At 59.9% G+C, this 19,873-nt stretch carries 22 protein-coding genes and 2 pseudogenes; 17 read left to right on the forward strand and 7 right to left on the reverse strand.

What is annotated here, in order from left to right; all coding sequences use genetic code 11:
• Positions 1–378 precede the first annotated feature (378 nt).
• Together B0G77_RS44170 and B0G77_RS10625 are read left to right on the forward strand one after the other, a co-directional pair.
• Positions 379–651 (forward strand): hypothetical protein, encoded by a 273-nt coding sequence (locus tag B0G77_RS44170; RefSeq protein ID WP_133662092.1) that lies wholly within the window; start codon positions 379–381, stop codon positions 649–651.
• 46 nt (positions 652–697) lie between these two features.
• A pseudogene (locus B0G77_RS10625) lies at positions 698–874 on the forward strand (cold-shock protein); the annotation flags it as partial.
• Between the two features lie 300 nt (positions 875–1,174).
• Here B0G77_RS10625 and B0G77_RS10630 read toward each other — a convergent pair.
• The 3 genes and pseudogenes from B0G77_RS10630 to B0G77_RS44175 all read right to left on the reverse strand — a co-directional run.
• The gene (locus tag B0G77_RS10630; protein ID WP_133662093.1) at positions 1,175–1,354 is read right to left on the reverse strand and encodes a DUF2934 domain-containing protein; all 180 of its coding nucleotides are present in this window, start codon (positions 1,352–1,354) and stop codon (positions 1,175–1,177) included.
• A 369-nt stretch (positions 1,355–1,723) separates the two neighbouring features.
• Positions 1,724–1,987 (reverse strand): DUF4148 domain-containing protein, encoded by a 264-nt coding sequence (locus B0G77_RS10635; protein ID WP_347814156.1) that lies wholly within the window; start codon positions 1,985–1,987, stop codon positions 1,724–1,726.
• 1,181 nt (positions 1,988–3,168) lie between these two features.
• A pseudogene (locus B0G77_RS44175) lies at positions 3,169–3,318 on the reverse strand (hypothetical protein); the annotation flags it as partial.
• A gap of 139 nt (positions 3,319–3,457) precedes the next feature.
• Here B0G77_RS44175 and B0G77_RS10645 point away from each other — a divergent pair.
• The 6 genes from B0G77_RS10645 to B0G77_RS43130 all read left to right on the forward strand — a co-directional run bounded on the left by B0G77_RS10645 (position 3,458) and on the right by B0G77_RS43130 (position 7,531).
• Positions 3,458–4,342, forward strand: a complete 885-nt coding sequence (locus tag B0G77_RS10645; RefSeq protein ID WP_133662096.1) for an NAD(P)-dependent oxidoreductase — start codon at positions 3,458–3,460, stop codon at positions 4,340–4,342.
• Positions 4,343–4,419: 77 nt separating this feature from the next.
• Positions 4,420–5,118: an SDR family NAD(P)-dependent oxidoreductase gene (locus B0G77_RS10650; protein ID WP_133662097.1), complete on the forward strand. Its 699-nt coding sequence runs from the start codon at positions 4,420–4,422 to the stop codon at positions 5,116–5,118.
• Positions 5,119–5,223: 105 nt separating this feature from the next.
• Positions 5,224–5,532, forward strand: coding sequence for an acylphosphatase (locus tag B0G77_RS10655; protein WP_133662098.1), 309 nt, complete (start codon positions 5,224–5,226; stop codon positions 5,530–5,532).
• 598 nt (positions 5,533–6,130) lie between these two features.
• Positions 6,131–6,568, forward strand: a complete 438-nt coding sequence (locus tag B0G77_RS10660) for a response regulator (RefSeq protein ID WP_133662099.1) — start codon at positions 6,131–6,133, stop codon at positions 6,566–6,568.
• Between the two features lie 208 nt (positions 6,569–6,776).
• Entirely contained in the window at positions 6,777–7,241 is a 465-nt protein-coding gene (locus B0G77_RS10665; RefSeq protein ID WP_133662100.1) for a PRC-barrel domain-containing protein, read from the forward strand.
• Between the two features lie 119 nt (positions 7,242–7,360).
• Positions 7,361–7,531: a hypothetical protein gene (locus tag B0G77_RS43130; protein WP_166656139.1), complete on the forward strand. Its 171-nt coding sequence runs from the start codon at positions 7,361–7,363 to the stop codon at positions 7,529–7,531.
• Positions 7,532–7,874: 343 nt separating this feature from the next.
• On the opposite strand, the gene B0G77_RS10675 is transcribed toward B0G77_RS43130, so the two are convergent.
• Positions 7,875–8,432 (reverse strand): Uma2 family endonuclease, encoded by a 558-nt coding sequence (locus tag B0G77_RS10675; protein ID WP_133662101.1) that lies wholly within the window; start codon positions 8,430–8,432, stop codon positions 7,875–7,877.
• A gap of 543 nt (positions 8,433–8,975) precedes the next feature.
• Between B0G77_RS10675 and B0G77_RS10680 the strand changes: the two genes are divergently transcribed.
• The 4 genes from B0G77_RS10680 to phaP all read left to right on the forward strand — a co-directional run bounded on the left by B0G77_RS10680 (position 8,976) and on the right by phaP (position 11,233).
• Complete coding sequence (locus B0G77_RS10680; RefSeq protein ID WP_133662102.1) at positions 8,976–9,185, forward strand: hypothetical protein; 210 nt, start codon at positions 8,976–8,978, stop codon at positions 9,183–9,185.
• 77 nt (positions 9,186–9,262) lie between these two features.
• A complete protein-coding gene (gene hfq, locus B0G77_RS10685; RefSeq protein WP_133662103.1) occupies positions 9,263–9,544 on the forward strand; it encodes an RNA chaperone Hfq in 282 nt (93 codons plus the stop codon).
• 810 nt (positions 9,545–10,354) lie between these two features.
• Complete coding sequence (locus B0G77_RS10695) at positions 10,355–10,582, forward strand: DUF3562 domain-containing protein (RefSeq protein WP_133662105.1); 228 nt, start codon at positions 10,355–10,357, stop codon at positions 10,580–10,582.
• 69 nt (positions 10,583–10,651) lie between these two features.
• The gene (phaP, locus tag B0G77_RS10700; protein ID WP_133662106.1) at positions 10,652–11,233 is read left to right on the forward strand and encodes a TIGR01841 family phasin; all 582 of its coding nucleotides are present in this window, start codon (positions 10,652–10,654) and stop codon (positions 11,231–11,233) included.
• A gap of 301 nt (positions 11,234–11,534) precedes the next feature.
• On the opposite strand, the gene B0G77_RS10705 is transcribed toward phaP, so the two are convergent.
• Positions 11,535–11,924, reverse strand: a complete 390-nt coding sequence (locus B0G77_RS10705; RefSeq protein ID WP_243750963.1) for a response regulator — start codon at positions 11,922–11,924, stop codon at positions 11,535–11,537.
• 181 nt (positions 11,925–12,105) lie between these two features.
• On the opposite strand from B0G77_RS10705, the gene B0G77_RS10710 reads away from it, so the two are divergent.
• The gene (locus B0G77_RS10710; RefSeq protein ID WP_133662108.1) at positions 12,106–13,866 is read left to right on the forward strand and encodes a hybrid sensor histidine kinase/response regulator; all 1,761 of its coding nucleotides are present in this window, start codon (positions 12,106–12,108) and stop codon (positions 13,864–13,866) included.
• 560 nt (positions 13,867–14,426) lie between these two features.
• On the opposite strand, the gene B0G77_RS10715 is transcribed toward B0G77_RS10710, so the two are convergent.
• Complete coding sequence (locus B0G77_RS10715; protein ID WP_133662109.1) at positions 14,427–14,801, reverse strand: cupin domain-containing protein; 375 nt, start codon at positions 14,799–14,801, stop codon at positions 14,427–14,429.
• Positions 14,802–14,989: 188 nt separating this feature from the next.
• Here B0G77_RS10715 and B0G77_RS43135 point away from each other — a divergent pair, with 188 nt between their 5' ends.
• From B0G77_RS43135 to B0G77_RS10740, 4 genes are all read left to right on the forward strand, one after another.
• A complete protein-coding gene (locus tag B0G77_RS43135) occupies positions 14,990–15,154 on the forward strand; it encodes a hypothetical protein (protein WP_166656140.1) in 165 nt (54 codons plus the stop codon).
• Positions 15,155–15,844: 690 nt separating this feature from the next.
• Entirely contained in the window at positions 15,845–16,048 is a 204-nt protein-coding gene (locus B0G77_RS10725) for a cold-shock protein (RefSeq protein WP_133662111.1), read from the forward strand.
• Between the two features lie 277 nt (positions 16,049–16,325).
• Positions 16,326–16,529: a DUF2934 domain-containing protein gene (locus B0G77_RS10730; protein ID WP_243750964.1), complete on the forward strand. Its 204-nt coding sequence runs from the start codon at positions 16,326–16,328 to the stop codon at positions 16,527–16,529.
• Between the two features lie 1,106 nt (positions 16,530–17,635).
• The gene (locus B0G77_RS10740; protein ID WP_133662113.1) at positions 17,636–18,112 is read left to right on the forward strand and encodes an RDD family protein; all 477 of its coding nucleotides are present in this window, start codon (positions 17,636–17,638) and stop codon (positions 18,110–18,112) included.
• A 282-nt stretch (positions 18,113–18,394) separates the two neighbouring features.
• Here B0G77_RS10740 and B0G77_RS10745 read toward each other — a convergent pair whose 3' ends face one another.
• A complete protein-coding gene (locus B0G77_RS10745) occupies positions 18,395–19,705 on the reverse strand; it encodes a tryptophan leader peptide (RefSeq protein ID WP_133662114.1) in 1,311 nt (436 codons plus the stop codon).
• Positions 19,706–19,873: the final 168 nt, after the last annotated feature.

The raw sequence follows: 19,873 nt of genomic DNA on the forward strand, positions 1-19,873 counted from the left end.
TGCCAGTCGCGCAGCGCTGTGAGAGGCACGGTGTTCGCGTTGCCTCGAGCGGCAAGAACTCGGACTTCTCCGCGGACCTGTCTGACAAGGCGTCCATCCTGTCGATTTATTAGCAACCCGGAACTGCCGATGCATGGCGAGGCGACAGGAGTCGCCCTCAGGCAACGCGGGCGCGCGGATTTCGATGGTCAGGGTACGAGCCGGACTGTGCCGTCGGCCGTCCAGCTCCTGGCGATTCTCTGAGGCCCACTCACCTCGAAATATCCGGTTTCAGAAATCACAAATCCCTGGTCAACATTGCGGGCGTCTGCGGCGTTAAGGAGATGAACGGTGAGAAACCGTCCCGTTACCTGAACGGAAAACCTGCTGGAGCGGAACATGAAAAACACGAACGAGCAGTCCCTGCGTTGTCAGGTCGAAAAGTGGCTCGCACCGGCTCCCACGATGCACGTTCATGTAACCAGATTCAGTCGCACCGCAGGGAATGGGAGACGCTACGTGTGCGTCGAAACGTCGTCACCAGCCGGAGCGCGCGCGTTGTTCTTCTTCAGGAACGATGACGGCAGGTGGAGCGTGTTCCCGCCCACTGCCAACAGGCGGAAGTCAACTGCAGAGCCCCCTCTCGTGCAGGTGTCCGCCGCCACCTTTTGATGACGGTCACGAGTTTGCCGCGCTCACTCCCGGCGCTCGGGATTCAAACGATGCGAAGGGCTTCGGATTTATCACGCCGGACGACGGCGGGGACGACCTGTTTGCCCACTTCTCGGAAATCAGCGCAGAAGGGTTCAAGTCGCTGCAAGAGAATCAGAAGGGCAGCTTCGACGTGAAGATGGGGCCGAAGGGCAAGCAGGCCGCGAATATCAAACCGGTCTAGGAATAAATCTGCGTCTTGGTGGCCCACGATTCCCGGTCCGTTGGGCATCGTATTTTCAGGGCGGAGTCAGCCCCAGAGCGCCGCCCGGCAGCGAGCGCCGAGATTCCGCGTCACGCGAAGCTTGGGTATAGGCGCCTGGCTAAACTGTCGCCGCGGTCGCACGCAGCGGCAACGAAAGAATACCGCGCAAGCACCGTGCCGCCGTGCAGTTCGCCAAGCAATACTAATGTAATGGCTTGAGTTATGGCTCGGCCACGCACTCAACGGCGTGGCGACGCCTCAGCCCCTAGCCGGTTTTCGTCACCCTGGCAGCCGGCCCTTCGGGCCGTCTCCGTTGCCGTCGGCTTCTGATTCTTCCTCATCTATCTGAAACCGCGCCTGTTCCCAATACTCGTCGGCGCGTCCCTCCGGGCTGCCGTCTTTTTCCCAGAGCTGATAGGCCCTTACACGAATCTTCTCTTCCCGCGAATCGTTATCCATTGCATGGCTCCTGGTAGGTTCCCCACGACCAGCTAATCATCAATTTGCACAGCGACCCTTTCGATGACAGAAGGCGAGCAAGAGCGAACGAAAGAACAGACCAACTCAAAGTCGGCGAACATATGAAAGCGTTCCGGACGCTATCCGCGCTCCCGGCAACCTGCCGCGTAACGCTCCCTAACCGGGAGCCTGACCGTGCAGATTGCTGGGTACACGTCCAACAGCACCACCTCGCATCCGGGTCTTCGCTTTCGCGCCCATCGTCCGCATTGTCGCGCAGCATCCCTGACCCTTTCCAGACCGCATATGAAAGTTGACGACCCCGGGATGGGACGCCTCAAACCCGACCAGTGCGAGCAGGCACCGTGCTTATTGACCCCCATACTCCGCGTTTATGCGGTCGAGTTCGCCCGATTTGCGCGCTTGCAGCAACTCCTGCTTGACCTGGGCTCGGGTCTTTCCCGTTGGAGCGCCAGCGTCACTCCTCGTGGCGGGCACACCACCCAACGAGTCTGTCGAAGACACGGTGGGATTTGTGGGCTGCGTTGCAGGCGCCATATTTTGCGCGTGGGCATATCCGAATGCGAGAACGGCGGTGATAGTTGCCGCGACTTTGAGCGGTTTCATATCCATGTACTCCACAAAGTTCGATTGGTTTGGTTTCTTGAACCGACCACCAGAACCGCTATTTCAAATACGGTCTCCTGGGACTATCACGTCACGGGCAAAGCGGTCGGACGATAAGCCGCGGCATGACACTCCCCGGCTGCGTTCTGACTTAATTGCCCAAAAAAACGTCGCACTGAGGCCTCGGCTGACCCACCTACCGCTTAAAACGAGACTCGAGCAACAACGACTCGCGGCCAATCAAGGTGGTCATCCAAATTTCCGCATGCGGGTCAAGCTGGCATCGGCGACCTCAAGCGTGCTAGCTGCCCTGATAGATATCGCAGGACAGGCCCACCGTGCACGAGGCACCGTTTCTGGCTTTGCCGCTGCCGCTGCTTCCGCCGGGCTGGGGTCCGTATCCCAGGTCAGGGGTGCGGTCCATAGTCGTGGCCGGCTGAGCAGTTGTCATGGGCTGCTGGGCAGACGACGGGTCAGTTGTACCCGACGGTTGCATTTGCTGCGAGTGGGCGGCGCCGGTCGCAGCGAGCAGGGATACCGCACTGACTACAGCTAAAAGTTGCACTTTCATCTCGTCACCTCTTTTTCATCAACGGGTTGCGAATACCACGACCCCGGAATAACAAGGGGATTGGCATCCCCAGGAGCGCGCGATGGTTGCATCAGACCTTTTCTCGCTCCTTGCTGATTCTTGCTTTCGCTCCACCAAATGCCATACAGCGTCGTCTCCGACGCCGTTTAGCCGAGCAAATGCGAAGTGGGCTTGTTGCACCGTTTGTGCTCAAAGCCGGACTTATTCGATGACTACCTGGGTAATGACGCGAGGCTGGTACCGGGCGGGGCAGAAGGATGCGCAATAAGTGCGCTGGTGACAGGACGTTGTACGCCCATTGACCAATAAGACCGCTGCTGCGTTTATGTTATAGAACGCAAAGGTCGTGATTGACAGCGGAATCGACAATCGGCAAATCAGGGGCGACAGTCGCGCCTGGTCGCTCGCACTGCCATCGGAACCGGCGACACACCTGTCGCCCAGGCATCCAGCTACCCGAGGCCCCCGTAGATGCAGTCAACGCAGCGCACCGCCGGTCATGTCGGCTTTCACGATGAATACGACGCCGTCAGAGAGTCGCTGGCGACGTGGACTCGCTCACCAATCTGCAGGGTCGCTGCCAGTCGCAGTTAGCACTGGCGTCAAGTCGTCTGCGTACCACGCCAATACTTACTCCTGCCGCGGGCAACGAGTCTGCGCGATGCGCCTCATAGCGTGCTGGCAGCGTCTTGCGCTTCGCAAGGTCGCCAGTTGCACCATACAAAACACAAGCGAAGGAAGCCACGCGCGAACGACGGGTTCAGCGACTGCGGCTCACGACGAGATGAGTAACGTACGCCATCCGCTTCACGAGTGACGTCTACATCGGCAACGGCGTGATGACGGCAGCAGCGTATGCTACAGGGAGTGTTCAGGAGACAACTATGAGCCTTGCCGGCAAGACCATATTCATGTCCGGTGGCAGTCGCGGCATCGGACTCGCCATTGCACTCAGAGCCGCACGCGACGGCGCGAATGTCGTGATTGCCGCAAAGACCGCCGACCCAGACCCACGTCTCGAGGGTACGATTCACACGGCGGCTGCAGCTGTTGAAGCTGCTGGCGGCAGGGCGCTCCCGCTTGTTGTGGATATTCGCGACGAAGAACGCGTGAAAGCCGCGGTTGCCGAGACCGTTGAGTTGTTCGGTGGCATCGATATCCTCGTGAACAATGCCAGCGCCATTCGACTGACTGGCACGCTAGACACACCCGTCAAACGGTACGACCTGATGCATGGGGTCAATGGCAGAGGCACGTTCGTGTGCGCGCAAGCGTGCCTGCCGCATCTCCTCAATTCGCCGAACCCGCACATCCTCACGCTGTCACCTCCGTTGGTCCACGACGCAAAATGGTTTAGCGACTTTCCGGCATACACCATTGCAAAATACACGATGAGCCTGTTCACATTAGCGCTTGCCGGGGAGTTCAAAGACCGAGGTGTCGCAGTCAATTCGCTGTGGCCTCGAACAGCTATCGCGACCGCGGCTGTGCGAAATGAGATTGGTGGTAAGGACATGATTGCAGCGTGTCGCAAGCCTGAGATAGTTGCCGACGCGGCCCACTATATCCTGACGCGCCAGGCCAAGGAGTGTTCGGGAAACTTCTTCCTCGACGACGAGGTTCTGCTGGCAGCCGGTGTGCGCGACTTTGCACAGTACGACGTGCAGGCTGGGGCTGCATTGCAAGCAGATTTCTTTGTGGAGGCCTTGCCGGGCATGTTGCCGGCGGACAATATGACGAAGCGTCCATCCCGCAATCCCCTCCGCTAAATAGTTAGGATGCGCGGAAACGGACTGACGGCACGGCATACGTAGCTACTCTAGTCCCTGTTGAATTCGGAGGAACCGTGAATCGAACCGAGACAGCGCTGATTGTGGGTGCAGGAAAGGGATTGAGCGCCTCCCTTGCTCGCCTGTTTGCGGCGGAGGGTATGCAGGTTGCGCTCGCCGCCCGCGAAACGAGCAAGCTCGCCGACCTGGTCGACGAGACGCGTGGCGTGGCCGTGGGCTGCGACGCCAGTCGCCCGGACGAGGTTGCAGCACTCTTTGACCAGATAGAGCGCGCCTTTGGCGTCCCCGACCTCGTTGTCTACAACGCGAGTGGCCGCTATCGCGCGGCAGTTGAAGCCATCGAGGCAGAGAGACTTGAAGCTGCCGTTAGGGTCACCGCATTCGGCGGCTTTCTCGTCGCGCAAGCCGCAGCCGTGCGCATGCTGGCCCGCGGCCACGGCACCATCCTGCTGACCGGTGCTACGGCAAGTGTGAAAGGGCTAGCCGGTTCGACACCGTTTGCCATGGGAAAATTCGCCCTGCGGGGAATGGCCCAGTGTATGGCGCGAGAGCTTGCCCCAAGGAATATCCACGTTGCGCATTTTGTGATTGACGGCGGCATTGCCAGTAGCTGGGCACAATCAGACGATGGCGGCACGGACGACAAATGGTTGAACCCTGACGCGATAGCGCGGGAATACCTTCACGTTCATCGTCAGCACCGCAGTGCGTGGACGTGGGAGGTGGAACTCCGACCATGGGTGGAGAGGTTTTAGGAAACACCGCTCGCCTCACGACGCTGCGAATTTGGCCGCTGTGCCAGCCGTGGTCTCGCTGAAGAGATAGTGAGACACACCTCGTCATTCTTTCAAGGACTTCGCATGGACGCTGACGACGAAGATGAGGCGCTTGAGACTCGGCTGGTGCAGGTGCGTGGTCAGGTGCAGGGCATTGGCTACCGGGAAGCGTGCGTACGTCAGGCCCGGGCGGTAGGCGTCACCGGCTGGGTACGTAACCGCATGGACGGTTCGGTGGAGGTGATGCTGCAGGGTTCGCCGGAACAGCTTGCCAACATGTGCGCCTGGCTAAACGACGGCATGTCCGCAGCGCTGGTCGACGAGCTTGAAGTGACCGAGGTGCCGCCGCCGTTTGCCCGCTTTGACTACTTTGAGCGATTGCCCACGCTGTAAAGGCGAGCATTTCGACACGGCGGAAGATGTCGGGTTTTCCATCTGCAGGCCTGTCGGGCGGCGCCATCGCTGATGTCAACGGGATGGACCTCGGGGCCTTTCAGCTGCGGGGTCACCGCGCGCTTCGAAATACATACAACCAGGCGGTAGCGATATGCCAAACATCGAGGCCTGCCGCTGGCCCAACGGCCCCCAAAATTCAACCTGTCCGCGCCGACCCCCGACAATGACTTCGCTGGCGCCCCCTTCCAGATAAGCTCCGACCCTCCGGTCGATGACCTGCGGCCCGTCCCTGTCGAGAAGCACCTCAACACAGAGGTCGGGCACGAACGGCACGGGGTCATCGCGGTCGAAACCTTCTGGTCAGACGACGCCACGCGGCGACCAATCCGTTGCGGTCCAGGAAAGTGGGGCGCGTCCATAAGCTTCTCCCCGGGAAGTTACTTAAGCGTATACCCTTCCGTTGCGATTTAACAATTATGTATGTGTACCCTGCACCATTAACGCCACTATCACGGCCGTCGCCGGGGTCTGCGGCTGGAGGACTTCGGCACGGTTGTTGCGGCTCCTCCGTAAACGTCCTGTGTCGCATCTCGTCATGTCAACAGTCCTGCTTGTCGACGATGAGTCGGATAACCTGTGGGTACTTCAGCTTCTTCTGGAAGAGCATGGCCATCACGTGCTCTTTGCAGAAGATGGGGACGTGGCGCTGCGAAAGGCTGCCCGCCACGTTCCGGAACTGATTGTTACCGACTGGGAGATGCCCGGGATGAGCGGGGTCGAACTGTGCGAACGTCTGAAGCTCTATCCGGCGCTTGCCCAGATTCCCGTGGTGATGGTTTCCGCCCGGGCTCCTCCGGAACGAGACGTAAAACTCTGGAACGCCTTTCTGCGCAAACCCATCGACCCGGAAAGTTTTGACGCAACTGTGAGCTCGTTCCTGGCTAAACGGCTAAGGGATTTATCGAGACGCTCATTCCCTTCGGACCGCGCAATGTCCCGATGGCAGCCAATCTGTTCGAAGTGTTGGCCGTAGCGGATTTGCAGACGGCCTGAATGCGTCGGCGGCCGTGCCCCAAAACTGAGGCCCTCGGCAGGAACCGGCGCCCAGACGTTCGCCATCAGCGACCGCTCGTATCGGGCATCGGAAGGCGAAACGCACCCCGTCTGCCCGGTAAATCCACTGGCGTCATCGGGCACGTGGCTTGCTTGTCATACGGTGTTATCTTCACCCGGAGCAAATCATGACTACGCCTGACCCGCAGATGCATCCGTTCGGTACCGGCGCGAAAATCGTTGGCAGCACCGTCGGCGCGGGGCCCGGACCGGAGGTGATGGCAGCGACGACGCTCAATGGCGACAAAGTCATGTCATCCGACGGCGAACACGTGGGCAAGATATCAGACATCATGCTAGATGTACGGAGCGGACGCATTGCCTATGCAGTCCTCTCGACCGGGGGATTCCTCGGCATCGGTGATACGCTGCACGCAATCCCGTGGAGCGCTCTGACACTGGATGCAATCGACAAGTGTTTCGTCGTAGACATCCCGGCCCAGCGACTCAAGGATGAGCCCGGGTTCGACAAGGACCACTGGCCTTCGATGGCGGACGAAAAGTGGGGCACCACGGTCCATAACTATTACAACCGCGAACCGTATTGGACCGCTACCCGTGATGTCAGCGAAGGACGCACGACCGACATTTAGCAACGTCAGGGGGGCGGCTGGCGGTCGAATTCCGCGGCGGTTCCGGAGCGCGGTGCGGCCGGCCTCCCGTGCGTATTGCATTCGATTCGCCCCGCACTACCTCTGTTAAGGAGACTCTGATGAGAAGTCGAGGAAAGGAGCATCTGCGCGACGCGGACCATGAAAATGGTGCTGTCAACAAGCCAGACGGAGCTGCGGTTCCCGATGGCACGCCGCCAACTTCCGACCCGCCCACTCCCATTCTTCAGTCGGACGACGAAGAGTTGCTCGACGAGGATTCGCCAAAGTAGCCAGCTGACGCCTCTTGCGAACGCCAGGCTCAAGTTCGCGCGCTGCTACGACTTCGGGCTTGCTAAATCGCCGGCCACAATGCACTCGCCATCCACCTGCGCGGCCGCGAGCGCTTCTTCCTTCGTGGGCTCGGGCCGAGGTCAGCAGCGCCTTCGCGTGCGGGTAGCAACCGCCCCGTCCGTCTTTCTTTGCACTCCTGGAAAACCGAAATACCGGCGAAAGGCAGTCAACCGCGTAGTGGCAGAGACCTCGAAATCCAACGCTGACGTAGCGGGAGTCCGACATGCGCGGTCGGCGTAACGATGACAGCGCTCACGACCGACTTCGAGCTGTTGCGTTCACTCAGCAACGAGCAGACAACGCGGCGGCTACGTCGCTTTCTTCGAAGTACATCCGGTCAAGCGGTAGCGCTACCCCCAACATGGAAGCTTGCCGCAGACCCTCTGGTCCCCAAATTTCAATCTGCCCGCGCTGGCCCACAACAATGACTTCGCGGGCACCGCCTTCCAGGTAGCTTGTGACCCGCCGGTCGAGGTCAAGCGTCCTGTCACTGTCGAGAAGCACCTCAACACAAAGGTCGGGTACAAACGGCACGGGGGTATCACCGTCAAGACCTTCCCATTTTTCGGGCGCCATCCATACCACGTCCGGGACCCGGATACCAAACGATGGCGTCACAACGGGCACTGACATGGCGGCAAGGTGCCCCATCTGGTCGGCCAGCTGACAGTAAATGTCTGTGAAGGCCAGCTGGCGCGTCCCCGACGGGCAACCATTCGCCACCACCTCGCCGAACCCGTTCAACTCGTACCGGTCGCGCACGGCATGTTGCGCTGTCGCGACAAGGCGATGCCATGCGGCAAGCAATCCGTTGCGGTCCAGCAGGATGGGAGTGTCCATGGGTGTCTCGCAGGGCATTCACTTAAGCGAATACCCTCTCAGTGTGGTTTGACAATGTGTAACACTTCTTTCGTGCTGTGCAGTGCACAATTACAGCTCGGCCAGCAGCCGTTATCGAGTGTCGGCAGCCCCACACTGCGGACTGTCAGTTTCCTTGCTCCTAGAGGCCTTGCAGTCTAGTATTCAAGTAGTTTCTCAGGTTCGCTGTGCACCGCGGCAGGAGGACACCGATGAGAGCCAGAACTCGACGTGCCGAAAGGACATTGGGTGGCCTCAACCGCGCCCGCACCTGCGCGGTGCTGAGGGCGGTCGCGACCCGGAATACAATGCGCCTGGCAGCAGCGGAAGGCGCCACGGAGGCCGCCTTGCCACCCGACGTCCAGCACCGCGAGTCACATGAGCCGTCAACGGAGATTCGTCTCCTTCGGAGGCCGAAGCGGGTGCTTAACTGAACTGTTGGGGCGCCCGCAAGTTGGCGGGGCCGGGCAGCGCCTTGAGCCAGTCAGCTTAGGGGGTGAGCTCTGCCCGCTGAGGAGTTCCGATATGAAACTTGACGCCGCCACTTTCCGGCAACTGCGTCGCCTGGCTCCCGTCCTCGACGACATCCTTAACGCAGGCGAGGTCGAGTATGCAGACCAGGCTGTGAATCTCACTGCATTGGCAACCCTGTGCTCACAATTGTTCGACGCATACCGCCACCTGCATCCGAACGATACGGAGCAGGCACGCCTCGACGCCCTCGAGTCGCGGTAACACACTTCCTCTGGACTGGCTCGCGGCTTCAGGTATCGCCGCTACAATCGAAGGACCTATCTCATTGACCTCAGAACATGACTGCACGCCCATGCGTACAAGACGATTTTCTGCAGACGCTCGTCAAGGACAAGACCACCGTAAACGTGTTCCTCGTGAACGGCATCAGACTGAGTGGTCAACTGGCCGGCTTTGACCAGTTTGCAGTGCTGTTGGAGTCTGGCGCAGGCGTGCAACTTGTTTTCAAGCATGCCATTTCGACCGTGATGCCGGCCAATGGCAAGGGCCCGGCACGCGACCCGACCGACGCGCCGTTGAGTCGCGACAAGCCGAACCACGTGCAAGCTCGCGACCGATGAGAACTGTCATATCATGCTGTGACCTACGCTTCATCTGCGCATAGCCACGAGACGTCCACGTGGAGAAGTTCAGAAAGGCGTGCACAATCCGTACTCTTCGGAACGGTAACTCCGGCGCGCCAAAGGGTCACGTCGCGTTCCGGTACGCCGAGCGACCTGGCCACCCGACCGGAAGTAACCTTTGCGCGCTTGATGGTCATATCCAGCCGTGCTGCGAAGGCCCGCCTGGAACTGTAGTTTCTGAGAGTCCTCTCCAGATGTGCATCCAAATTCAGGCGACGATTCATGGTGTGCAATGCTCCATGTGACTCCAGCCCGACCAAACCTATGTGTCTGAAGCTATGAATGTATGACGCGGCGCCAAAGCTGATGCTTGCGGTCGAATACTAGCGCTCGGGCAGGCGTGTCGTTCGCGTGAACTCCACTGCATCGAAACGCCCCTTGCGCATGTCGTCTCCGCTCCGCAATGAGCTAACGTTCAGTCGGTGGCAATTGACCCGGGTGCCGTTTCTGCTATCGTGTTCACGGCCAGAGGTCGCTCCGCCGCTTTCTTCGAGTGAAGTGGGAGCGCAATCAAAACGCTCACCCGGCGAAGAATCCGTCGGAATACTCGCCTGAAGGTCCACTCCTGTCCGGCGGCACCCGTTTTTGTCTCCATCGGGTCCGGGAAGTTCCACTGGCAGGATAGGGCTTGCCTGGAAAAAAAGGGCGTGCTGTTCCGCGACTTCGTCACGCATCGCGATGATGACCGCCGGGCGGAAGCGCCATCGCAATGAGGGCGCAGACGAATCCAGTAGCGGCGAAAGAACAATGCTTCCTCACAAAGTGCCCCGTGATAGGCCGATTCAATTGGCATCCCAACCGCCACCGTCCTGTAATGGAATCTTCGTCGTCTGCAGCTCCTGCATCTGTCGACGCTCGCGGAGCACCTTCCCGCAGCCCAACGCCGAGGAAGCTGTACAGGCAGTCGCTGCTGAGACCGATACGCCTGCGGAGACTGTTTCGAAAATGTATGTCGACACGGTGGCATCCAGGTGACGCGTTTCATCACCTGGTCACCGTTGCCCGACATGCTGAACATTGGACATACGTCTTCAGGAGACGAACATGAGTGATTTTCAGGAACAAGCTGCTGGAACCCAGCAAGCAAATCTTGACTTCTTCTTTGGCCTGGCCGGCAAAATGCTGGAAGGCGAGGAAAAGCTCGTCAGACTGAATCTGGATATGGCGAAAACGACGCTTGCAGACTGGTACCAACGCATGCAGGACGGGTTGACGAAAAAGGACGGACAGGAGGTTACTGGCTTGCAAAACGCGCTGGCGCTGCCCTCGGCGGAGAAGGTCCTGACGTACGAGCGTCAGGTTGCCGAGATTGCGTCGACCACGCAAACGCAGCTGGCAGAGGTCGTCAATGCCCGGTACCAGGAGGTCAACCGCCAGGTTCAACGGTTCGTCGAGAATGCCGCGAAGAACGCTCCGGTCGGTTCCGAAGCCGCAACCACATTTCTGCAACAATGTTCTTCGCTCGCCAACACCGCCTACGAAACCATCCAAAATGCCACGAAGCAGGCAGTCGATGTCGCGCAAAGTAACCTGAGCGCCGCAACGGAAGCCGCATCGAAGGTGACCGAAGCGGCGGAGCAGGCAGTCGAGAAAGCGGCGAAGGCGGTGAAGCCGGCAAAGCAATAATTTGAAGGAACGCTGAACCCGCGTGGTCGCACGGCGCGCGAGGTAACGAGCTTGGCCACACTGCGATGTGGCCACCACCGGACAAGCCCGGCCACGCCATGTCCGCGCCGAGCGTCTGCTCCATCGAGCGGTAGTCGCCGATGATGTCTTCAGCTTCGGAGGGCGTACCAAGGTCGGGCTTTTCGTCTTCAGCTCGCGCTGCCGATGGCATGTCTTTTTCTGGCACCGCCGCGACCGGCTGCCAAAGCGCTTCGCGCCGATAGCCAGCTCGAGTCCCCAAGGCCCAACGTCGACAAAGATTTCACCGCCCGTGCGCGCGGCCGCGCACTTCTGACTGCGTCCGTCCCAGAAGGGCATCAATCTCCCTCATCATTCGGGCTATCGACGTCGGCTTCTGCAAAAGTACATCCCACAGCGGCTCTGTCGGATGAGGCGGTAATGCGGCCGACAGCATGACCACGGGAATGTCGGCCATTGCCGTGTCCGACTTCAACCGTCGGCACAGTTCGACGCCATCGACGCGCGGCATCATCCAGTCGGTCACGACGACATTTGGCCTTTCGAGGGCAGCCGTGGCGAGTGCTGCTTCCCCATCTTGTGCAGTGAGCACGCGGTATCCTTCCCGCTCAAACAGCATTTGAAGCGGGCGCAGGATATTCGGGTCATCATCAACAAAAAGTATCGTTGCCAATCCAGTCGCCGTGTCCGTCATGAAAGGACAACCAATGAGACAAGCACTGAACGTTCCAGGTCCGGAACTGCCAGCGCCGGCGCCAAGAGCGTCAGCTTCCGTGTGCAGCAAGAACTACAATTCATTCGACACGGCAATTCTTTCGCACGTCAATCGTATGAATTACAACCCGGAGTTGACCATGGCCGGACCGTCTGCGGCACCTGCGGCGGACCGCGCAGAGCGCGCAGGCACGTTAATCACAACGGTACTCGACGAGCGTCTCCATCGCGTACCCGACTTTGCCGCAGAAAGTCACGCCTTGCACCGACTCGCACAGGCGCTCACCGCGTCAGACAGCGCCGTGCTGCAGACTCTGGCCGATACGGCTCGGGAGCTGTGCGGCTCCGGTAGCGCCGGCATCAGCCTGCTCGAACGCAACGCCGACCGGACCCCCGCGTTTCGCTGGGTCGCGCTTTCGGGCCGCTGCGCGGCTCTTGCGGACAAGGTAACCCTGTTCGAAGACAGTCCGGAGGGTGTCACCCTCGAGATGGGCGCAGCCCAACTATTCAGTTTTCCAGAGCGCCACGTCGCCTGTTTGAGCAGCGCCGTTCCCGAGGTCGTTGAAGAACTGGTCGTGCCGATTCCAGGTACGCCTGAACCGTGGGGTACCCTGTGGGTGATGTCTCATGACGAGCACCACCGCTTCGACGCCGAACATCGCAGAATCCTGACGAGCCTCGCGAACTTCACGTGCGCTGCGCTGACTGTCACACAAGCGAAGGCCGACGCGGAGGCTCGGGCAGAGGAGGCGGAAGCGGCGAGGAATGCACTGGCGAAGGCTGAGGCGCACAAGGACGATTTCATCGCGATGCTGGGGCACGAGCTGCGTAATCCAATCGCCCCGATTGATGGCGCATTGGCGGCAGCGCAGAAACTCGCGGCCGACAGCCCGGCCGTGTTATCGGCCCTGGCGGTCGCGAACCGGCAGGTGCGGCAATTGAAGCGTCTGGTGAGCGACCTGCTCGATGCTTCCCGAATCAGGCACGGCAAGTTGTCAGTGCGGCACTCATACAGCTTGCTGGCGGACATCGTGAAAGACGCGCTGGCCACTGTAAGGTTGGACGCTGACGGACGTCAACACGAGTTGCATGTGACCGTTCCGGCATATCCGGTCACCGTTTATGCTGACCAGGCCCGCCTGACCCAGGTCATCTCGAACCTGTTGTCGAATGCGGTGAAATACACGCCCCCCGGTGGCACCATAACCCTGTCGGTGGAAGCGCCGGACCCCGGCACGATACCGACGCACGATGCGACGCCCCGTGAAGCCGTTGTCACGGTTCGCGACAGCGGCGTTGGCATCTCGCCAGCATTCCTGCCGCATGTCTTTGATATGTTTGCCCAGTCTGCAGCGGTCCGGACGCGTGCAGAAGGAGGGTTGGGCGTCGGATTGTCTGTCGTGAAGTATCTGGTGAACGCACACAACGGCCTCATCACCCTTTCGAGTGAGGGCGACGGCAAGGGTACCGAGGTAACAGTCCGACTACCCATTGTCTGCAGGACTCCGGTCGAGCCGTCCAATGCTACGAGCCACGGGACGACGCCGGCGCGCATCCTGCTGGTGGACGACAACGCTGACGCCACTGAGGCGCTGGCGACGTTGCTGGCACTCGAAGGTCACGAAGTGAAACGGGCACAGAGCGGACCGGAAGCACTGTCCATGGTTGATTCGTTCACTCCGGACGTTGCCCTGATTGATATCGGCATGCCCGGCATGGATGGTCGGGAACTGGCCCGTCTGCTTCGTGAACATGAGCAATGCCCTGAGACAAAACTGGTGGCACTGACGGGCTACGCTGATGCGGCTAGCAGACTCGGAGACGTCGAAGGCGCATTCGATTGTTATCTCGTCAAGCCGCTGTCGCTTGATGACCTCGCAGAGGTTCTCCGGGGCTCGTAGCACATAGAAACGGTCGTTTCCGGGCCACAGGCTGTGCGTCGCGGCCACAATCACGGCTGAGGCCCCGCGCAAGCTCACTATCTCGTCAGCATCACGACGTTAGACAGGTCCTGTCCGAGGGATGCGCCGAAGCCGAGTGTCGGACGGTCGCTGCCTTTTGCTGCATGCATGGCGCATCCTCGATGTTGAGCAGTTCCCTCTATAGTCTCGACCCTGTTAAGGGGAGTCGCGACGCCGCTATTGACGCCAACCGGCAATCGACGGCCATGCTCCTTCTCCCCGATAGTACGGACGCGCGCGACTCAATTCGGCGCAAAAATCACAACCTCCCGGTCGACAAGATATCGGTGACTTCGTTCGCCGTGTCCCGCGCTGCTGACAGGCAAACGGCGCTTCAGGTTCATGCGGGGTCGCGCACGTGTCCGAAGTGGCCCTGGCCCGGTTCAGGGCGGCTCGACCGTGGGATACAAGGCGCATCCACGGCATGGACTTACACCTTCTCGAGCACGACTTGACGGCGACGGCTCGGGCTCGCGCCCCAGCCAAAGGGAACCACGACGTCACAGCTGAACCACGGCAAGAAGCGCTGGCCCATCGCCGATGACACGACTCTGATGCCCCTTGCCCGTCGAGTCTTCAAGCAGTATCGCGCCTCCTGCCGCGACGCGACGCCGCTCGCCGTCACTGGCCTCGAATTCAATCTCCCCGCTGAGAAAAAATACCCACAGGCACATGGGCGAAGGATGCAGGTCGCCGACCCATCCGCTGGGCAGGCGCACAAATCCGTAGCGGCTCGCCGCCGCGAAATCCGACACGTCAAAGGATTCTGCGGGGGGCGCGAAGTTGCGGGTGACCAGTTCGATGCTAACCGACGCAAAATGACTTTCGCCGACCGAGTCTGAAAACAGTTGTGAAAACGACAGTGCAAACGCCACGGGGTTTCTCCCTTCGCGGCCTATGTTCCAGTCGGCGTTCGACGTGCTCCGTCAGAGTGAAATCTCAGAGGTCTGGGTTACTCAGCGCCGCGCGAGACGTCGGCCGCACAACGACTCGCGTTGAGTGTCCCGCGCGCCGACACGGGCGTCAAGGCAAGGTGACGTAGCAGCGAGGGCATCGCGCCACCATGGCGAACAGGCTCGCAAAGGTGTGCGGTCCGTTGCGCGAGGCTATTTCTGTCCTGTTGCCTGGCTATCGCGGCACGGCGGCCTGTTGTGCCGTGCCGCATTACGACCACGCTCTCACCATCGTCGAGCGCCAGCTCGAGATAGTCGGCAAGCGCCTGCAGTGACGCTGGCGTATGCACTTGCGTCGCGTGACCCAAATCAGCGGAGTTTGCCATCGTACGTTTCCCCGTCAAACATGTTTTGTCCCGAGACAGAAGGGGCGCCTGGCCACTGACGCGGCCGTGTTTCTACTATAAGCCGCCACCTCCGAATGCATCACCCATTTGCGACGCACTTTCCGCGATACAGGACACAGGCGACGAGAGGACCGGTAGTGCGCCGAGGAAGCGGCAACTGTGCTCCGCTTGTGGCAGGAATCGCGGTACTGACTGGCCACGAAGGGAGCGCCGGGCTACAAGGTCTGGCGGGTCGTCTAGTTGATGCAGAGCGGCTTGGCTGCTCCGGTCTTGATGGACCCGGGTCGACTGGTTCGGCCATCATTTTAAGGCGCCCGCTGGCGATACCGGTCCGCAATGTCAGTCCACAGACGCCGCAGCCTTCTCGGTTAGAAAACTATCTGAGCCGTCACGGCACGCCCGCGCCCGCGTACCGGCGCAATATCGCGTAGTCCGACAGGGCGTTTTACCTGGATTGACCCGTGTCCTGCAGTAGGCTACAACTTCACTGTCTGACTTGGAAAGCGGTTCAAGTACTGTCGTTGAGCGCCAGGCAGTAACTCCCGCTGTTGCAACGTATATATAAGACTCAGGCGTACCGAACTAAGCGCGCTCTTCAAATTTTGTTGGAAATGAATGATGGCAACTGGAACAGTGAAGTGGTTCAACGACGCCAAGGGCTTCGGCTTTATCACGCCGGACGACGGCGGCGAAGACCTGTTCGCCCACTTCTCGGAAATCAAGGCAGAGGGCTTCAAGTCATTGCAAGAGAATCAAAAGGTCAGCTTTGACGTAAAGACGGGTCCGAAGGGCAAGCAAGCGGCAAACATCAAGCCGGTCTAATAGACAGTCTGCCTCTTTGCAGCCTACGGCGCCCGGTTCGTCAGGCATCGTACTTCAAGGCGGAGTCGAGCAAGAGCGCCTGGCGATAAAGTGGCACCCGCCAGTAAGCGCCGCAATTCGACGTCAACACGAAGCGCGTGCGGCGCCGTCACCACGCATGACTCGAATGCCAATTGCTTCGGTACGCTCGCCGGCCTGGGTCTTTCCGCTCTCGCGTCGACGCTGTCGCCTTCCGTCGTCGAAACGGTAGGCCGCGCGACTTCATGAGTGGCTGCTGGTGAAGAATTTACTGGAGAATCATGCGATGGATAACGCTTCGCGGGAAGAGAAGATTCGTGTGCGGGCCTATGAACTTTGGGAAAACGACGGCGGCCCAGAGGGACGCGCCGACGAGTATTGGGAGCAAGCCCGGGCCCAGATAGAAGATGAAGAATCCGAGGCCGACAGGAACGAAGATGACTCAAAAGGACGGCTTCCGTAGTGACTAAAATCGATTAGGCGCCGCGTAGGAGCCGCGCCGTGGACCGCCACTGTCCAGCGCGACCCTTGCAGGCGAACCGAACTGAGTGAACTGGTGAAACCAGTTCAGGGTGTCCTGCGCACGTTGCAAGGACTCACGTTAACAACTGTTTCGAGGACCAGGGACAGCGGAACGCCCAGACACGGATGGACATCCTGGGCGATGCCAGCAATGGTCTCAACGTGGTCGGCTGAAAACGAAAATCCTCGCCGCATGCCACCAGCAGACACCCGCTAATACTTCGGCCGCACGGCAGACAGAGAGAACCATGAGCCCGGAAGCAACGGCGGCAGGGCCTGGCATTTGTGTTCCAGCTCCGGTGTTTTACCTGGCAACGCTCGCGATAGGAATCGCACTTGAGTATCTGCTATGGCTCCGTTCCGATTCCCGGAGCTCCGTCAAAGTATGTGATTGCGTCGATTTTTTATTGTCGTCAGTGTTTTGATAATGCCGCCCGTCCTCATGCGCTTTCGTCGAGCTGCCACTCCTTTCGACTCGAGAAAGCCTGCTGCGTCTCGGATAACAGATTGACCTTACCGGTTCTCCCGCAATCCGCCATACGTGTCGTTGACGCTGCTGTATGTAGGTATTGGCATTCTCATCAACAGTGGATGGGTACTGGCCCTTGTGATTCCGGTAATCCTCTTGATAGATTTCGGTCCGCTTTTTTCTGCGCCCGAGAGGGTGCTACAAATTACGCGGACCGACATCAAGATGAGTTGACGCACACGGATTATGGCTGCGCCGATGTCGCGTGATTCTTCAGCGGCGTGTTACCGTTGGCCTGCTTCGACTCCCACTGCACCAAGTCATGTCTGACATCCCGAGCCGAGGTCATTTCCGCAACTCGATGGTGTATATCGTCGTGAACCTGGCCGCCGATGGTGCTGACCGACGCACTGACTTGGCAATAGAGGGACTCGAGCGAGAGTGCTATCGCGAACGCGGAAGCTGCCGGAGCACGTTGCCGACGAGCCGCCGGCTCCGACCGGTACTGTCGATAACCCTTCTTTCTAGGCATGATGTATTGGTGAAAATCACGCTCCGCCTGCCATCCTGAAACCGTGATGCAATACGCCACCTATTCCCGCCGGGCCCGCGCGCTGTTTATTGATAGCATTTGGTGGACTGTGCTCGTGCTTTTCGTCCCTCTTGGTCCGTTGACGGAAGACCTGCTGAGTGCGCCAGCACGGGCCGGCCCGTCTATCCTGCTCTGGTCGGCAGTTGCTCAATGCATTCCGGTGGTCGTGACCGGTGTCATGTGGACCATCTGGGGCACTTCCCCGGGCAAACGAGCATTGGGTCTGCGCATTGTTGATGCCGATACAGCAGAGCCGATGACGGCGAGACAAGCCGCGATGCGAACGTTGGGTTACCTGGTCTGTTTCGCGACCTGCGGCGCCGGATTTCTCTGGGTGCTGTTCAACCCGCGCGGGCAGGGATTGCATGACCTCATGGCGAACACCGTGGTCATTGACGGAAAATTGCCCAAGACCCGGGGCCGACCACAATTGCGACACGACGGGCACGACGAATTGCCCTGACCTCCCTCACCCACCTTGCCAATTGGACGACGCCCGGAAGTTCGGACGCCATAGTGTGCCCGCGATGGCGTCGCCCTCGTAGCCCTTGGAAAAGCTTCAGCAGCTTGCCACTGCCTATGGGTCTGGCGCCCTGGCGTGCCGCCACCGCCTGATTCAGCGCGCTTGCGAGGATTTCGCGCTGCGACTCATCAAGCGCGCTGCCGCGAAGAAATGCGAGCGCAGCTGCATAAGCGTCTCTCGCCGACCTGACTGCAGCCGATTCAGCCTTGTCTGGGCGATAACTCAGGCTGGCACCTGCCCGGGCGCGCCACCCAGGATGCGTAGCTTCTCGTCGATATCTGCGATGGCGTGACCGGACGCCCGAACTTCTGCCACAAGCCTGTGGCCAGCCGACCGGCAGTTCGCGAGCGTGTCGTGCAGTTGCGGATTCGCCTGAAGGGTGCTCACGGCTTTTTCAAGTTCGGCAGGTGGCTCGCTCAGCATGGACGGGACAACTTCTTCGGGAGGTATCTGCGAGGCGTGACTCAATAGCTGAGACATCCAGTCGGAAGCATACAGCGCAGCATGTCGTTCAGCACGACGTGCTTCCGCCTGCTCCAGAGCGGCAAGGCTCGGCCGGTTCTTTTGAATGGCGTTACGCCATACGGCAATGACGTCGCCGCGAAGTTCGGCAATTGCGCCGGCGAGTGCCGCGCTCGGCCCACCCGCGACAATGCGACGGTCCTCCAGCTTGTCCAGGCGCTCCCGAAGGTCGTTGAGAAACGGTTGCCAGTCAGAAGGTAGTTCGCCTTTATTAGAGAACGCACGAGCAACCTCGGCAAGCTCCAGGCGAATGTCCACAAGTGCCTGGTTATCGGCGAGACGGGCTTCGTACACATCGTTGGAAGTGACCACCCGACGATGCAGCGGAAACAGAGGATTGTTGTAGCGTCGCTGCAGATGCCGTTCGAGCGCGCCGGGCTGAGCGCTCCATTTCCAGCTCGGCAGGGAATGCGGGTCGAACGCAACCACCTCAATCATGGGCCTGAAAACCGCCAGAGCTTGCTCCGTGGCGTAGCGAAGGCAGTCCGCAAGTTTGAAGTCATTGCCCTCGAGGTCGGCACTGCCTTGCACAAAATAGGGAGAGTCCGGTGCCTGCCTTAAGAAGCCCGTTGCCAGAAAAAACTCCATAGGCAGGTCGACCGACTGGCCGTCCTGTTTGATGCTGCGCTGCTCGACCGGTGTGGCCTCGAACGAGTGAACGAGACGATTCTCCAGTTCGAGGAGGTTGTCGAGAACGTCCCCCGTCGACGGCTTCGCCTCGTCGGCAAGCAGGCAGAACGAGTCGCGCGCCATTTTTGCTGCGATAACGCCATGCTTTTCTGCGAAGAGCCAAAACCAGAGCGCGAGTTGATGCCCTTTTGCACCACTTTGTGCGGAGGTATCAACGGTCGATGCGAATACAATGCCTGGCGCCTTCCAGGTCGAAAACGGCGGCGAGTCGGCGCGCATGAGCATGCCTAACAGGAGCCGCAGTGCTTCGTGCGTATCGGTCGGCCGGTTGGACGTCGCAGCAGCGGGACGCTTCTCTGTCTTCCAGAACTTCCAGGTCACAGTATCCTCACCATTGTAAGGTAGCGACGGTATCCGAAATCCGCGCTGCGGCGCGACCGTACCGTTCGCATGCGAGCGCCGCTAACGATACTTGCACACTCTGAAGGGGGCGTAAACCGGCTTTCGGCGCAGCGTCACTGTGACGGTGCAGACGCAGTACGACTTTCC

Origin of the sequence: Paraburkholderia sp. BL10I2N1 (genome assembly GCF_004361815.1) — a bacterium.
Classification (GTDB): Bacteria; Pseudomonadota; Gammaproteobacteria; order Burkholderiales; family Burkholderiaceae; genus Paraburkholderia.

Coding starts and splice junctions, on each gene's coding strand:
- B0G77_RS43135 (WP_166656140.1), top strand. CDS start 14,990: ATGGCGAACAGGCTCGCAAAGGTGTGCGGTCCGTTGCGCGAGGCTATT.
- B0G77_RS43130 (WP_166656139.1), top strand. CDS start 7,361: ATGAGAAGTCGAGGAAAGGAGCATCTGCGCGACGCGGACCATGAAAAT.
- B0G77_RS10725 (WP_133662111.1), top strand. CDS start 15,845: ATGGCAACTGGAACAGTGAAGTGGTTCAACGACGCCAAGGGCTTCGGC.
- B0G77_RS10680 (WP_133662102.1), top strand. CDS start 8,976: ATGAAACTTGACGCCGCCACTTTCCGGCAACTGCGTCGCCTGGCTCCC.
- B0G77_RS10675 (WP_133662101.1), bottom strand. CDS start 8,432: ATGGACACTCCCATCCTGCTGGACCGCAACGGATTGCTTGCCGCATGG.
- B0G77_RS10740 (WP_133662113.1), top strand. CDS start 17,636: ATGCAATACGCCACCTATTCCCGCCGGGCCCGCGCGCTGTTTATTGAT.
- B0G77_RS10635 (WP_347814156.1), bottom strand. CDS start 1,987: ATGGATATGAAACCGCTCAAAGTCGCGGCAACTATCACCGCCGTTCTC.
- B0G77_RS10665 (WP_133662100.1), top strand. CDS start 6,777: ATGACTACGCCTGACCCGCAGATGCATCCGTTCGGTACCGGCGCGAAA.
- B0G77_RS10655 (WP_133662098.1), top strand. CDS start 5,224: ATGGACGCTGACGACGAAGATGAGGCGCTTGAGACTCGGCTGGTGCAG.
- B0G77_RS44170 (WP_133662092.1), top strand. CDS start 379: ATGAAAAACACGAACGAGCAGTCCCTGCGTTGTCAGGTCGAAAAGTGG.
- B0G77_RS10630 (WP_133662093.1), bottom strand. CDS start 1,354: ATGGATAACGATTCGCGGGAAGAGAAGATTCGTGTAAGGGCCTATCAG.
- B0G77_RS10645 (WP_133662096.1), top strand. CDS start 3,458: ATGAGCCTTGCCGGCAAGACCATATTCATGTCCGGTGGCAGTCGCGGC.
- B0G77_RS10710 (WP_133662108.1), top strand. CDS start 12,106: ATGGCCGGACCGTCTGCGGCACCTGCGGCGGACCGCGCAGAGCGCGCA.
- B0G77_RS10695 (WP_133662105.1), top strand. CDS start 10,355: ATGCTTCCTCACAAAGTGCCCCGTGATAGGCCGATTCAATTGGCATCC.
- B0G77_RS10660 (WP_133662099.1), top strand. CDS start 6,131: ATGTCAACAGTCCTGCTTGTCGACGATGAGTCGGATAACCTGTGGGTA.
- phaP (WP_133662106.1), top strand. CDS start 10,652: ATGAGTGATTTTCAGGAACAAGCTGCTGGAACCCAGCAAGCAAATCTT.
- hfq (WP_133662103.1), top strand. CDS start 9,263: ATGACTGCACGCCCATGCGTACAAGACGATTTTCTGCAGACGCTCGTC.